Below are 13101 nucleotides of genomic sequence, written 5' to 3'. Positions count from 1 at the left end.
TCCATAATGTGGACAGAATTGGAGCAAAGCCGTCGACAAGTAAAGCCCGCTCGCCGAATGATCTCGCATCGCATCGAGGCGTCGGCTAGACGATCCCGATCGGACACTCAACAAGAACAGGGTGGAGACCTCATCCGCCGCGGCTTTGGGAGGATGTCACATGAGGTTTCTCGCTGTTGCGGTCGCTGCCATTGCGGCGATAGTCGCTGGACCGGTCGCAGCCCAGACATGGCCGGAGCGCAATGTCCGCCTGATCGTGCCATATCCCGCCGGCGGCAATGTCGACAGCGCTGCCCGCATCGTAGCTGACAAGCTGCAGCAACGGCTCGGGCAGGCATTCATCGTGGAGAACAAGTCCGGCGCCGGTGGCCTGATCGCGGGCGAGGCGTTCGCGAAATCGGCGAAGGATGGATACACGCTGTTCATTGGCGCCAACGGCCCGGTGCTGTTCGCCCCCGAGATCAACAAGCGCGAGGCCTATGTCTGGAAACGGGATTTCCTCCCGATCACGACCATCTCGATGACGCCCTTGGTGCTCGAGGTTCATCCCTCCGTTCAGGCAAAGACGTTGAAGGAGTTTCTTGACCTGGCGCGCCGCGAGCCGGGCAAGCTCACGATGGCGTCCCCGGGAGCGGGGACGACCAATCATTTGCTCAGCGAACTGGCGCAATCGGAGCTCGGCCTGCAATGGGTCACAGTGCATTACCGTGGCAACGCGCCGGCGACCAATGACTTGATCGGCGGGCAGGTGCAGTTTGCGTTCGACCAGGTTTCCGTCGCGCTGCCCTTCGTCAAGAGCGGCGCGGTCCGTGTGCTTGCAGTCACCAGCGCGCATCGCCTCGCCTCGATGCCCGACGTGCCGACCTTTTCCGAGCTCGGCTACAAGGATTTCGACGCGCAGACCTTCACCGGCCTGTTCGCACCGGCCGGTACGCCGGACGCGATCGTAACGAAGCTGCACGACACCATGGCGGAGATCCTGAAGGATCCCGCGGTCGTCGAGAAATTCGACAAGCTCGGCGCCGAGGCCGTCGCGATGTCACCTGCGGAGTTCACGGCCTATTTGACGCGCGATGACGCCAAGTGGATTCCCATCGTCCGCAAGGCGAACATCCGGGCCGATTGAGGTCGGCGCGCATACGCCAGTCAAGCTTCGAGGCAGCATGCAGATTGACCCCTCAGAACTCGGCGCGGAACGCATCTACCGGCTGATGACCGGCATCGTCGTGCCGCGGCCGATCGCCTGGGTGAGCAGCATGTCGCGCAAAGGTGTGCTCAATCTCGCCCCCTTCAGCGCCTTCACCTTTGTCTCGCAGAAGCCGCCGATGCTCGCCATCAGCATCGGCCGCAAGGCCGGCGTCTACAAGGACACCGCGCATAATATTCTCGATACCGAAGAATACGTCATTCACATCGCCGACACGCCGCTGATGACGGCGTTGCATGAGAGTTCGGTCGAGCATCCGCCCGAGGTGAGCGAAGTCGAATTGCTCAAGCTCGAGACCGTGCCGAGCGAACGCATCAAGGTGCCGCGGCTCGCCGCGCCGCCGGTCGCCATGGAATGCCGGTTTCACCAATGTCTCGAATTCGGCGAGGCTCGCAGCCGGCTGATTGTCGGCGAGGTCCTGATGTTCCATCTCCGGGATGGGCTCGTGAACAACGGCAAGGTGGAAACCGAGGCGCTTGATCCGATCGCGCGTATCGCAGGCCCACGTTATGCCCGGCTCGGAGAGATCGTCACCCTGCGCGCTGTGTTCCAGGCACCGAAGTCGACCGATTGAGATCGTATACCAGTAAGACAGATATGACCGAACAATCCTCGCTTTCCGCAATCGGCAGCTACACGACCGGCGAGCGCGCCGCGATCATCTTCTCCTGCATGCTGGGCTTTGCGCTCGATCTCTACGACGTGCTCATCATGCCGTTCCTGATGAGCTCGATACAGTCGTCGCTAGGCATTTCGCTGACCCAGGTCGCGAGCGTGACGAGCCTGACCTTGATCGGGTCGGTGATCGGCGGCGCGCTATTCGGCTGGCTCGGCGACCGCATTGGCCGCAAGCAGGCACTGCAGCTCACGCTCGGCGTGTTCGCCGCCGGGTCGATCGCATCGGCGTTCGCCTGGGACTATTGGAGCCTGGCATTGCTCCGCTTCATCACCGGCATCGGGCTCGGCGGCGAATGGGGCGCCGGCATGGTGCTGTTCAATGAGGCCTGGAACAAGGATCGGCGCGGTATCGGCAGCGCCTTCATCCAGGGCAGCGCGGTCGTCGCGAGCGCCGGCGCCTCGATCATCGGGGTCTGGGCCACCACGTCGTTCAGCGTGGAATGGGGATGGCGCATTGCGCTCCTGACCGGTGGCTCGCCGATCCTGCTGATGATCTTCATCCGCTTCTTCATGCCGGAATCCAAGGCGTGGCTGCAGTTCGATCGCGCGCGCAAGAGCGGCTTGGTCGAGCGCAAGGTCAAGACCACCAATACGATGCTGCTGATGTTCCAGGGCCGGTTGCTGCCGATCTCGCTGATGTGCCTGGCGTGGATGATGGCCTACATGTTCTGCTACTACGGGATCGTCGTCTTCATGCCGACACTGATGCAGAAGTCGCTCGGTGCGCCGCCTGAAGTCGTGCGCAACATCTCGGTGATCGCCTCCGTCGTCGGCGGCTGCTCGTATATCAGCATGGGCCTGCTCAACGACGCCTTCGGCCGGCGGTTCGGCGCGCTGTTGCCGGGTCTTGCGTGGGGCGCGATGGCCTGCGGCCTCTATGTCTTTGCGCATGACAGGTTCGCCGGCAGTCTGTTTGGCTTCCCGATGTTCTGGGTTTACATCGCCTTCGTGATCGGCAACTCGGCGCTCGGCGTGGTCGGCACCTGGCTGTCGGAAATCTATCCGATCGAAGTGCGCTCGACCGCGGTATCCTTCATCTACATGGCGGGCCGCGGCATCGGCAGCTTTGCGCCGATCGTCGTTCCGCTGGCGGCCGGTTGGTTCGGTGGCCAGCTTGCGCTCGGCATGATGATCGTCGTGCCCGCCATCATCATCTTCCTGGCGATGACCCTGTCCCTGCCCGAGACGCGCGGGCGCGAACTGGCGGCCGCCGGTGCCCAGCGTAGCGGCCAGACTGCGTGAAACTCTCGCCGAAGGAAAGCATGCGATGCGACTATTGAGCTATCTCGTGAATGGCCAGCCACATTATGGTGTGGCTGATGACAATGGGGTCGTCGATCTGACGGTACGGATCGGCGCAGAATTTCCCGATCTGAAGACGCTGATCGCACGCGATGGCCTTTCGTCGGCCCGGCAGGCTTCGGCGGGCCAGCGTCCCGATCATGCGCTGGACGAATTGACGCTGCTGCCGCCAGTATTGGCGCCGGAAAAGTTCTGGTGCATTGGCGTGAACTACAAGGACCGCAACGCCGAATACAAGGACAACTCGGACCTGCCGAAATATCCGAGCCTGTTCGTACGCAATTCCTCGTCGGTGGTCGGATCGGGGCAGGGGATCGAGAAGCCGAAAGTCTCCGACCAGCTCGACTATGAGGGCGAACTGGTCATCGTGATCGGCAGGCAGGGTCGGCACATCGCGCGTGAAGACGCCTTCTCGCATATCTTCGGCATGACGCTGTGCAACGAGGGCAGTGTGCGAGACTGGCTGCATCATGGCAAGTTCAACGTCACGCAGGGCAAGAATTTCGATCGCTCCGGCAGCATCGGCCCCTGGATTGTGACGTCGGATGAATGCGATCCGCGAGGACCGCACGACATTATCACCCGCGTCAATGGCGAGGTCAGGCAGCAGGACAGTACCGAGCGGCTGATGTTCCCGTTCGATTTCCTGATCGCCTATCTCTCCAGATTTGCGACCCTGAAGCCCGGCGACATGATCGCGACCGGTACGCCGACCGGCGCCGGCGCCCGGTTCGATCCGCCGCGTTGGCTCAAACCCGGTGATGTGGTCGAGGTGGAGTCGTCGCGGATCGGCGTGCTGCGCAACGCGGTGGTTGCGGAGCAATAGCGCCATGCTCGATCCCTCCATCATCCGGCACCTCGCAGAGCGGCTTGACGAGGCCGAACGGACCAAGACACTCATCACCATGTTCACGCGCGAGCATCCCGATCTCACGATCGAGGATGCCTATGCGATCCAGCGCGCCTGGACGCGTCTGCAGCTCGATCGTGGCCGCGTCATCAACGGCCACAAGATCGGCCTGACCTCGAAAGCGATGCAGAACGCGGTCGGCATCGCCGAGCCCGATTATGGCGTTCTGTTCGCCGACATGTTCTATCCGGATGCGAGCGCGATCCCGTTCGATCGCTTCCATGCGCCGCGGATCGAGGTCGAGCTTGCCTTCGTGCTGAAGGCGCCGCTGCGTGGCCCGGACTGCTCCATCTTCGACGTACTCAACGCCACCGATTACGTGACGCCCGCGCTCGAAATCCTCGAGACCCGCATGCATCGCGTCGATCCCGAGACCGGCCAGACCCGTAAGGTCATGGACACGATTTCGGACAATGCCGCCAATGCCGCTCTCGTGCTCGGCGGCCGTCCGTTCCGGCCGCTCGAGGCGGATCTACGCTGGATCGGCGCGCTGCTGTTCCGCAATGGACAGGTCGAGGAGACCGGGCTTGCCGCCGGCGTGCTCAACCATCCGGCCAACGGCGTCGCCTGGCTCGCCAATCGCCTGGCGCCGCATGACGAGCAACTGGCCGCAGGTGAGGTAGTGCTCGCCGGATCGTTTACGCGACCGGTCGATATCCGCCGCGGCGATACCTTCCACGCCGACTACGGACCGTTCGGCTCGGTGTCCTGTCAATTTACCTGAACCAGACCAGCAGAGGGAAAGCGATGACCGGCCAAGCACGGCGCAGAAGCATCCACATCGGCGGATTCAAACACGCCAATCCGATCCCGAACGCCTCTCGCATCGGCAATCTCGTGATGTCCGGCGTCATCCTCGGCCGCGATCCCGCGACCGGAGCGATGCCGGAGAGCCTGGAAGCGCAATGCGCCAACATGTTCGCGCATATGAAGGCGACCGTCGAGGCTGCCGGTGGCAGCACCGACGACATCATCAAGATGACGGTCTGGCTCAAGGACCGTTCGCAGCGCGGGCCTGTCAATGCCGAGTGGCTGAAGATGTTTCCCGACGAACACTCACGCCCGGCGCGTCATGCGCTGCCGATGGACATGGAAGGCGGCGCGCTGGTGCAGTGCGATTTCACCGCCGTGATTGACTAAGGAGTTTGCCGTGCCGACCTACTTGCCCTTCGATCCAAATCCGCGCCGGCCTTCGAAACTGCCGCCGCCAAAGACTGTCGACAGCCAGTTTCACGTGCTGGGGCCGCTGGAGAAATATCCGGTACGTCCGGGCGCTGCCTATCAGATGCCGACCGCAACCTGGGAGGCGGCGCTGCGGATGCACAAGGCGCTCGGGATCGAGCGCGGCGTGATCGTGCAGACCACGACCTATGGCGCGGACCACACGGTCGTGCTCGATGGTCTGGCGGCAATGGGGCCGAACTATCGCGGCTGTGCCAACGCGCTGGTGTTCGCCGAAGCTGATGATGCCTACCTCGCCAAGCTGCATGAGGCAGGGGTCCGCGGCGCGCGCTTCAGTTTCCGGCAGGAACTAGGAGCCGTGCTGTCGGACAAGGATTTTGCGCGGGCGATCGCGCGCATCCGCGAGCTCGGCTGGTACGTCAAGATCCAGCCGGAGAAGGACGGCATCATCTCCAGCGTCGAGAAGTACCAATCCCTCGACGTGCCGGTGTTGATCGATCACATGGCGCGTCCCGACCCGACCCGCGGCAAGAACGATCCGAATCTGCAGAAGATGCTTGAGCTGCTGTCGAAGGGCAATTTCTGGGTCATGCTGTCGCTCGGGGAAAAGACCTCGAAGGCCGGTCCGCCCTGGGAAGATGTCATCCCCATCGCGCGCACCTATATCGAGGCCGCGCCGGACCGCTGCATCTGGGCCACCGACTGGCCGCATCCGGTTTCGGTCGTGCAGCCGCCCAACGACGCCGATCTGCTCGAACTCATGTACAAGTATGCGCCTGACGAGACGACCTTGGAAAAGATCCTTGTTCACAATCCGGCAAAACTATTCGGATTCTAGAGCTCGGCCTCGGGACGTCCTGCTTGCGGTCTGCCACGCGTAGTTGCGCCCGCCGATCTGGCGGCCGCCGGGCTCCTGGCGTTGTGCTTCACGGTCAACGGCGCGGTAAGCGAGTCACGTGCGCTTTGGGGTAACAGGGCAAGTCGAGCAGGGTTTGCGAAAAGGATCCGGCTGCTTGAACTCTATCCCGGAGCGGACACATTGCTGTGCCGCCTCAGATGGATCGTTGGGCTATTGCTCAACTGATGAGCATATGATCCTATTGTGAGATGGAACCCCTACAGGCTGATCTGGTCATCTTCGACTGCGATGGCGTCCTCGTGGACAGCGAGATGTTGAGCTGTCAGTGCCTGTCAGAGGTCCTTGGCGAATTCGGCATCGAGCTCAGCAGGGACGATGCCCTCGAACTGTTTCTTGGCCGCAGCACGACGGCCATCCTGCAACACTACCAGGCGGACCAACGCCTCGTTCCCGAGAACTTTCTGGTCGCGTTGAAGGCGCGGGTGCTGCAACGGTTCAGGCGTTCGCTGCGACCTGTCCTTGGAGTGGGGTCATTGATCTCCAGCCTGAAAATGCCGTTTTGTGTTGCCTCGTCCAGCGATCTCGACCGGGTATCGCTTTCGCTGGCATTGACCGGTCTTGGATCGCATTTCGGCGACAGGGTGTACACGGCGCAGATGGTGGCGCGCGGCAAGCCGGCCCCCGACCTTTTTCTCTATGCGGCTGCGCAGATGCGCGCCGCGCCGCAGCGCACGCTTGTCATCGAAGACAGTGTCAGCGGCGTGACCGCAGCAAAGGCCGCCGGCATGACCGTATGGGGCTTTATCGGTGGCAGTCACTACCAGTCTGGCGATCGGCATAGCAAGCTGCGCGATGCCGGCGCAGATCGTGTCTTTGACCGGATGGCGGACTTCTGGGACGAAAGATAGCGGGCTTTCATGGCAGCACTGGAGAACGAGAAATCCCGTCTTGACGACGCCGCGCGCGCCGGCTGGCTCTATTTCATCGCCGGCCATACGCAGGATGAGATCGCCAAGATGCTGCAGGTCTCGCGCGCGTCCGCGCAGCGTCTGGTATCGCTTTGCCTCGCAGAACGCCTGATCACCTTCCGCCTCGAACATCCTATTGCCGCATGCATGGAACTGGCGTCGAAGCTCAAGGATCGCTTCGATCTCGTTCACTGCGAGGTGGTGCCGTCGGACCCGGCATCGCCGCATTCCACTGCCGGCATCGCGGAACGTTGCGCCAACCTGCTGGACTCAACCCTGCGCCTGGAAACCCCGGTCATTGTCGCATTGGGCACCGGGCGCGCGGTGCGCGCTGCAGTGGAGCGAGTCACGCCGATCGAGCGGCCGAATCACCAGATTGTCTCGCTGGTCGGAAACATCTCGGCCGACGGCTCGGCGAGCTTCTTCGATACGGTGGGACGCCTTGCCGATCGCACCGGTGCCCGCCACTATCCGATGCCTCTGCCATTCCTGATGTCGACGGAAGACGAGCGCAACCGCATGAACCGGATCGAGCCAATCGCCAAGATCCAGGCGATTGCCGCGAGAGCCGACCTGCGTCTCATCGGCATCGGTCAGATGGACCAGAAGGCCCAGGTGCATGTTGACGGCTTCGTCAGCCGCGAAGAGCTGTTCGAGATGATGCGGCTTGGCGCCATCGGCGAAGTCACGGGTTGGGCCTATGACGCCAAGGGCCGGCTCATCAAGGGGGGCACGAACAAGCGGTTGACCAGTATCCCCCCGCAAGTGCCGGCGCGGACCACTACGATCGCCGCGGCGATCGGGCAGGCCAAGGTTCCGGCGATTAGCGCCGCGCTGATTGGGCGCCTCGTCAACGGTCTCATCACCGACGAAGCAACGGCCCGGGCTATCCTCGATCGATAGCGCCGGCACGATCGTCGTGCCTTCCTGAACAAAACGGATTTTCTCTCCGGCGTTGCGGGCAGCCGGATCGCGTGTGTCAGCTTGACAAGCTGAAATGTTGATGTGAACATACGCCCAACGCGTGGGCATATGCTCAAACGCGATGATGGGAGGTTACCGTGAAAAACGTCCATGGCGCCCTTCTGGGCGCGGCTGCGCTCTTGCTCTCAACTCCCTCACTCGCCCAGACCGCCCTGACGATTGCCACCGTCAACAACGGCGACATGATCCGCATGCAGGGATTGACGAGCGACTTCACCAGCAAGAATCCGGACATCACGGTCAAATGGGTGACTCTCGAGGAGAACGTGCTGCGCCAGCGCGTCACCACCGATATCGCGACCAAGGGCGGCCAGTTCGACGTCCTGACCATCGGCACCTATGAGGTGCCGATCTGGGCCAAGAAGAATTGGCTGGTGCCGCTCGACAAGCTCGGCGCCGACTACGACGTCGCCGATCTCTTGCCGAGGATCAAGGATGCGGTGTCCGTTTCCGGCAAGCTTTATGCGGCGCCGTTCTATGGCGAAAGCTCGATGACCATGTATCGCACCGACCTGTTCCAGAAGGCCGGGCTTACCATGCCGGAAAATCCGAGCTGGGATTTCGTGGTCAGTGCGGCCAAGAAGCTGACCGATAAGGAGGCCGGCGTTTACGGCATCTGCCTGCGTGGCAAGGCCGGCTGGGGTGAGAACATGGCGTTTCTCACCGCCATGGCCAATTCCTACGGTGCACGCTGGTTCGACGAGAAGTGGGTGCCGCAGTTCGACAAGCCCGAATGGAAGAAGACACTGGCAACCTATGTCGATCTGATGAAGGAGGCGGGGCCTCCCGGCGCCAGTTCGAACGGCTTCAACGAAAACCTGGCGCTGTTCAATGCCGGCAAATGCGCGATGTGGATCGACGCAACGGTTGCGGCGTCGTTTGTGACCAATCCAAAGGACTCCACGGTCGCCGACAAGGTCGGCTTTGCGCTCGCGCCGAACGCCGGGCTTGGCAAGAACGCGAACTGGCTGTGGGCCTGGAACCTCGCGATTCCCGCCGGCTCCAAGAAGGTCGAGGCCGCAGAAAAGTTCATCGCCTGGGCGACCGGCAAGGACTACGCAAAACTGGTTGCGTCGAAGGAGGGCTGGGCCAACGTGCCGCCGGGTACGCGAACGTCGCTGTACCAGAACCCTGACTACCTGAAAGTCGCGCCGTTCGCCAAATTGACGCTGGCGTCGATCGATGCCGCCGATCCGAACAAGCCGACGGTGCAACCGGTGCCTTACGTTGGCGTGCAGTATGCGGCGATCCCGGAATTCCAGGGTATCGGCACCTCGGTCGGCCAGCAGTTCTCCGCGGCGCTGTCGGGCTCGACCAGCGTGGACGCGGCGTTGTCGGCGGCGCAGGCGTCGACGGAGCGGGAAATGAAGCGCGCCGGCTACATCAAATAGGTGGCTCCCTTGGCTCAGACTCCCGAGCTAAGCCCCTCGCAGCCATCCGGCAGCTTGCACCGGATGGCTGCACCTGCTTTGCAGTCGACGGAAACGGGAACCGGGACCCGACAAACGCAACTGCTCGCACGGATGCTGCTGACGCCAGCGGTCGCGCTGCTGTTCATCTGGATGATCGTCCCCTTGGCGCTGACGATCTATTTCTCGCTGCTGCGTTACAATCTGCTCGACTCCGAATCCGCGCAGTTCGTCGGCTTTGAGAATTTTCGCTATTTCCTGACCGATCCGGCTTTCCTCGCTTCGCTGCAGAACACACTGGTTCTGGTTGGGTCCGTGCTTGGACTGACTATCCTGCTTGGAATTCCGCTCGCGCTGTTGCTCGACCAGCCGGTCATCGGCCGCAACATCGTGCGGCTGATGGTGATCGCGCCATTCTTCGTGATGCCGACGGTCAGCGCGCTGATCTGGAAGAACCTTCTGATGCATCCGGTTTCTGGCCTGTTCGCCTGGATCGCAAGGCTGTTCGGCGCGCCACCGATCGACTGGTTCAACGACGTACCGCTATTCGCAATCATCCTGATCGTCTCCTGGCAGTGGCTGCCGTTTGCAACGCTGATCCTTCTGACGGCGCTGCAATCTCTCGACGAGGAGCAGAAGGAGGCGGCTGAGATGGACGGCGCCGGCGCGCTGTCGACCTTCATCTACATCACGCTGCCGCATCTGGCCCGACCGATCACTGTCGTGATCCTGATCGAGACGATTTTCCTTCTGACCGTGTTCGCCGAGATCTTCGTCACCACCGGCGGAGGGCCGGGATTGCAGACCACCAACATCGCCTTCCTGATCTATTCGCAGGCGCTGATCCAGTATGATGTCGGCGGTGCCTCCGCGGGCGGGTTGGTGGCAGTGGTAATCGCCAACATCGTGGCTTTCTTCCTGGTCAGGATCGTCGGCCGGAATTTGGAGGCCTGACGCATGGCGCGGATGGCAACAAGCAGGCATGTGGCGGTCTCGACCATTGCGGCGTGGCTGGTCGGCTTCCTGATCTTCTTCCCGATCCTGTGGATGGTGTTGGCGAGCTTCAAGACCGAACTCGATGCCTTCGCCATACCGCCAAAATTCCTGTTCTTTCACTGGACCACGGAAAATTATGCCGCCGTGCAGGAGCGCAGTGACTATGTCCATCATGCGCTCAACTCCATCATTGTGGCAGGCGGCTCGACGCTGATCGCGCTGCTGATTGCGATTCCCGCCGCGTGGTCAATGGCGTTCTCGCCGACCAAACGCACCAAGGATGTGCTGCTCTGGATGCTATCGACAAAGATGATGCCGCCGGTCGGCGTGCTGGTGCCGATCTACCTGATCTACCGCGATTTCGGCTTGCTCGATACTTTGACTGGTCTCGTCTTCATCCTCTGCCTCGGCAATCTGCCGATCGTGATCTGGATGCTGTTTACCTATTTCAAGGAAATCCCAAAGGACATCCTCGAAGCCGCACGCATGGACGGAGCAACGATCAGCCGCGAACTCGTCTATGTGCTGACGCCGATGGCCGTACCGGGGCTCGCATCAACATTGCTCTTGAATTTAATCCTCGCCTGGAACGAGGCGTTCTGGACGTTGAACCTCTCGACGCTGCAGGCCGCGCCGCTGACCGTGTTCATCGCGTCCTATTCGAGTCCCGAGGGGCTGTTCTGGGCCAAGCTCTCGGCCGCTTCCACGCTCGCGATCGCGCCGATCCTGGTGCTCGGTTGGTTCAGCCAGCGCCAGCTCGTCCGCGGCCTGACTTTTGGCGCGGTCAAGTAAAACGGAAAGGCTGGAGCCATGGGTCAGATCACGCTTCAGAATGTCCAGAAATCGTTCGGGCCCGTTCACATCATCAAGGGCGCCGATCTGGATATCTCGGATGGTTCCTTTGTCGTTTTCGTCGGCCCCTCCGGCTGCGGCAAGACCACTCTTCTCCGCCTGATCGCCGGGCTCGAGGACGTCAGCGGCGGCAATATCCTGATCGACGGCAAAAACGTCGTTGACGTTCCGCCTGCCAAGCGCGGCTTGTCGATGGTTTTCCAATCCTATGCGCTCTATCCGCATATGAGCGTGCGCGGCAACATCGCCTTCGGCCTGAAGATGGCGGGTCTGCCGAAAGCCGAGATCAACCGGAAGGTGGAGGCCGCGGCGGCGACCCTTAATCTGACGCCGTATCTTGATAGAAAGCCGCGCGAATTGTCGGGCGGCCAGCGCCAGCGCGTCGCGATCGGGCGCGCCATCGTCCGTGAGCCGAAGGCGTTTCTGTTCGACGAACCGCTGTCCAACCTCGACGCCGCGCTGCGCGTGCAGATGCGCCTGGAGGTCACGCGGCTGCAGAAGCAGCTTGGCACGACGGCCATCTATGTCACGCACGACCAGGTGGAGGCGATGACAATGGCGGACAAGATTGTGGTGCTCAATGGCGGCAAGATCGAGCAATACGGGACGCCGCTCGAACTCTACGAAAAGCCGGCCAATCTGTTCGTCGCCGGCTTCATCGGCTCGCCGAAAATGAACTTCATCTCCGGCGAGGTCGCAGGCCGCCATGACGCGGCCACCATTGGCGTTCGCCCCGAGCACCTGAAAATCGCGCGCGACGGCGGGGGATGGCCGGGAAACATCCTGGTTGCGGAGCATCTCGGCAGCGACACCTTTCTCTATGTCGATGCCGGCGCAATCGGAACGCTCACCGCGCGCCACGTTGGCGAACTCGATTTGAGCGCCGGCGACCGTGTCCTGCTGTCGCCGGATCCCGGCCGCCTGCATCGGTTCGATGAAAGCGGAAAATCGCTGCGGGCTTAACAGGAAGACCAAGATGTATCTGGAAAAATTCAAACTACCCGGCAAGACCGCAGTCGTAACCGGGGGCGGGCAGGGGATCGGCCTCGCCTGTGCTGAGGCGCTGGCCGAGGCTGGCGCGAGGGTTGTGATTGCCGATCGCGATGCGGCGGTAGCCGGCGAAGCGGGTGCCTATCTGAGCGGGAAAGGCTATCAGGCCGAGGTCGCGGTCGTGGACGTGACGGATTCACGGCGCGTTACCGAGATTGCCGACGAACTCGTCGCTCGCTACGGCCGGGTCGATGTCCTCGTCAACAATGCCGGCATCGCGCGCAGCGAGACGCCGGCCGAAACCGTGACCGACGAGCACTGGCTGAACGTCGTCGACGTCAATCTCAACGGCACCTTCTGGTGCTGCCGCGCCTTCGGCAAGCACATGCTTCAGGCGCGGACGGGCAATATCGTCAATATCGGCTCGATGTCCGGTTTCATCGTCAATAAGCCGCAGGAGCAGTGCTACTACAACGCCTCCAAGGCTGCGGTGCACCATCTGACCAAATCGCTCGCAGCCGAATGGGGCGCGCGCGGCGTGCGCGTCAACGCGGTGGCGCCGACCTACATCGAGACGCCCCTGAACGCATTCGTGAAGGACAACCCCCGCATGTACGACGCCTGGATCGGCGGCACCCCGATGGCGCGGATGGGGCAGGTGGAGGAGATCGCCTCGGTGGTCCTGTTCCTGTCATCGGAAGCGGCCAGCCTCATGACGGGAAGCATCGTTCTTGTCGATGGTGGCTATACTTGCTGGTAAGCTT

The 13101-nt window shown here is 62.1% G+C and carries 14 protein-coding genes; all 14 read left to right on the top strand.

The annotated features are described in order from the left end of the window. The first annotated feature begins 160 nt into the window (after positions 1–160). The 14 genes from AC5ZGW_RS05660 (at position 161) to AC5ZGW_RS05595 (ending at position 13097) form a co-directional block, all read left to right on the top strand. Positions 161–1126 (top strand): Bug family tripartite tricarboxylate transporter substrate binding protein, encoded by a 966-nt coding sequence (locus AC5ZGW_RS05660; protein ID WP_130224020.1) that lies wholly within the window; start codon positions 161–163, stop codon positions 1124–1126. 37 nt (positions 1127–1163) lie between these two features. Further along, the gene (locus AC5ZGW_RS05655) at positions 1164–1781 is read left to right on the top strand and encodes a flavin reductase family protein (protein WP_130224022.1); all 618 of its coding nucleotides are present in this window, start codon (positions 1164–1166) and stop codon (positions 1779–1781) included. Positions 1782–1804: 23 nt separating this feature from the next. Then, positions 1805–3127, top strand: a complete 1323-nt coding sequence (locus AC5ZGW_RS05650) for an MFS transporter (protein WP_130224024.1) — start codon at positions 1805–1807, stop codon at positions 3125–3127. A 25-nt stretch (positions 3128–3152) separates the two neighbouring features. Next, the gene (locus tag AC5ZGW_RS05645) at positions 3153–4013 is read left to right on the top strand and encodes a fumarylacetoacetate hydrolase family protein (protein ID WP_130224026.1); all 861 of its coding nucleotides are present in this window, start codon (positions 3153–3155) and stop codon (positions 4011–4013) included. A 4-nt stretch (positions 4014–4017) separates the two neighbouring features. Continuing rightward, positions 4018–4821, top strand: a complete 804-nt coding sequence (gene hpaH, locus AC5ZGW_RS05640) for a 2-oxo-hept-4-ene-1,7-dioate hydratase (RefSeq protein ID WP_130224028.1) — start codon at positions 4018–4020, stop codon at positions 4819–4821. A 23-nt stretch (positions 4822–4844) separates the two neighbouring features. Next, positions 4845–5237, top strand: coding sequence for a RidA family protein (locus tag AC5ZGW_RS05635; protein ID WP_130224030.1), 393 nt, complete (start codon positions 4845–4847; stop codon positions 5235–5237). Positions 5238–5247: 10 nt separating this feature from the next. Beyond that, entirely contained in the window at positions 5248–6117 is an 870-nt protein-coding gene (locus tag AC5ZGW_RS05630) for an amidohydrolase family protein (RefSeq protein WP_130224032.1), read from the top strand. Between the two features lie 269 nt (positions 6118–6386). Further along, positions 6387–7046: an HAD family hydrolase gene (locus tag AC5ZGW_RS05625; protein WP_130224034.1), complete on the top strand. Its 660-nt coding sequence runs from the start codon at positions 6387–6389 to the stop codon at positions 7044–7046. Positions 7047–7055: 9 nt separating this feature from the next. Next, on the top strand, positions 7056–8009 hold the full coding sequence (locus tag AC5ZGW_RS05620; protein ID WP_028162254.1) for a sugar-binding transcriptional regulator: 954 nt from the start codon (positions 7056–7058) through the stop codon (positions 8007–8009). A 158-nt stretch (positions 8010–8167) separates the two neighbouring features. Further along, positions 8168–9481 (top strand): ABC transporter substrate-binding protein, encoded by a 1314-nt coding sequence (locus AC5ZGW_RS05615; protein ID WP_130224036.1) that lies wholly within the window; start codon positions 8168–8170, stop codon positions 9479–9481. Between the two features lie 63 nt (positions 9482–9544). Then, positions 9545–10453 (top strand): carbohydrate ABC transporter permease, encoded by a 909-nt coding sequence (locus AC5ZGW_RS05610; protein WP_130224038.1) that lies wholly within the window; start codon positions 9545–9547, stop codon positions 10451–10453. A gap of 3 nt (positions 10454–10456) precedes the next feature. Beyond that, positions 10457–11287, top strand: a complete 831-nt coding sequence (locus AC5ZGW_RS05605; protein WP_028162257.1) for a carbohydrate ABC transporter permease — start codon at positions 10457–10459, stop codon at positions 11285–11287. Between the two features lie 18 nt (positions 11288–11305). Next, positions 11306–12310 carry an ABC transporter ATP-binding protein gene (locus AC5ZGW_RS05600; protein WP_130224040.1) on the top strand — a complete coding sequence of 335 codons (1005 nt, stop codon included), beginning with the start codon at positions 11306–11308 and terminating at the stop codon, positions 12308–12310. A 13-nt stretch (positions 12311–12323) separates the two neighbouring features. Continuing rightward, the gene (locus AC5ZGW_RS05595) at positions 12324–13097 is read left to right on the top strand and encodes an SDR family NAD(P)-dependent oxidoreductase (RefSeq protein WP_130224042.1); all 774 of its coding nucleotides are present in this window, start codon (positions 12324–12326) and stop codon (positions 13095–13097) included. Positions 13098–13101: the final 4 nt, after the last annotated feature.

The organism is Bradyrhizobium sp. Crot121, assembly GCF_059512385.1.
The sequence above is the reverse complement of the archived record's forward strand: the minus strand, read 5'-3'. Positions and strand labels throughout refer to the sequence as shown.

What these genes read in the sequence shown, in the direction of transcription:
- AC5ZGW_RS05660 (WP_130224020.1), top strand. Translation starts at nt 161, where the DNA reads ATGAGGTTTCTCGCTGTTGCGGTCGCTGCCATTGCGGCGATAGTCGCT.
- AC5ZGW_RS05655 (WP_130224022.1), top strand. Translation starts at nt 1,164, where the DNA reads ATGCAGATTGACCCCTCAGAACTCGGCGCGGAACGCATCTACCGGCTG.
- AC5ZGW_RS05650 (WP_130224024.1), top strand. Translation starts at nt 1,805, where the DNA reads ATGACCGAACAATCCTCGCTTTCCGCAATCGGCAGCTACACGACCGGC.
- AC5ZGW_RS05645 (WP_130224026.1), top strand. Translation starts at nt 3,153, where the DNA reads ATGCGACTATTGAGCTATCTCGTGAATGGCCAGCCACATTATGGTGTG.
- hpaH (WP_130224028.1), top strand. Translation starts at nt 4,018, where the DNA reads ATGCTCGATCCCTCCATCATCCGGCACCTCGCAGAGCGGCTTGACGAG.
- AC5ZGW_RS05635 (WP_130224030.1), top strand. Translation starts at nt 4,845, where the DNA reads ATGACCGGCCAAGCACGGCGCAGAAGCATCCACATCGGCGGATTCAAA.
- AC5ZGW_RS05625 (WP_130224034.1), top strand. Translation starts at nt 6,387, where the DNA reads ATGGAACCCCTACAGGCTGATCTGGTCATCTTCGACTGCGATGGCGTC.
- AC5ZGW_RS05620 (WP_028162254.1), top strand. Translation starts at nt 7,056, where the DNA reads ATGGCAGCACTGGAGAACGAGAAATCCCGTCTTGACGACGCCGCGCGC.
- AC5ZGW_RS05610 (WP_130224038.1), top strand. Translation starts at nt 9,545, where the DNA reads ATGGCTGCACCTGCTTTGCAGTCGACGGAAACGGGAACCGGGACCCGA.
- AC5ZGW_RS05605 (WP_028162257.1), top strand. Translation starts at nt 10,457, where the DNA reads ATGGCGCGGATGGCAACAAGCAGGCATGTGGCGGTCTCGACCATTGCG.
- AC5ZGW_RS05600 (WP_130224040.1), top strand. Translation starts at nt 11,306, where the DNA reads ATGGGTCAGATCACGCTTCAGAATGTCCAGAAATCGTTCGGGCCCGTT.
- AC5ZGW_RS05595 (WP_130224042.1), top strand. Translation starts at nt 12,324, where the DNA reads ATGTATCTGGAAAAATTCAAACTACCCGGCAAGACCGCAGTCGTAACC.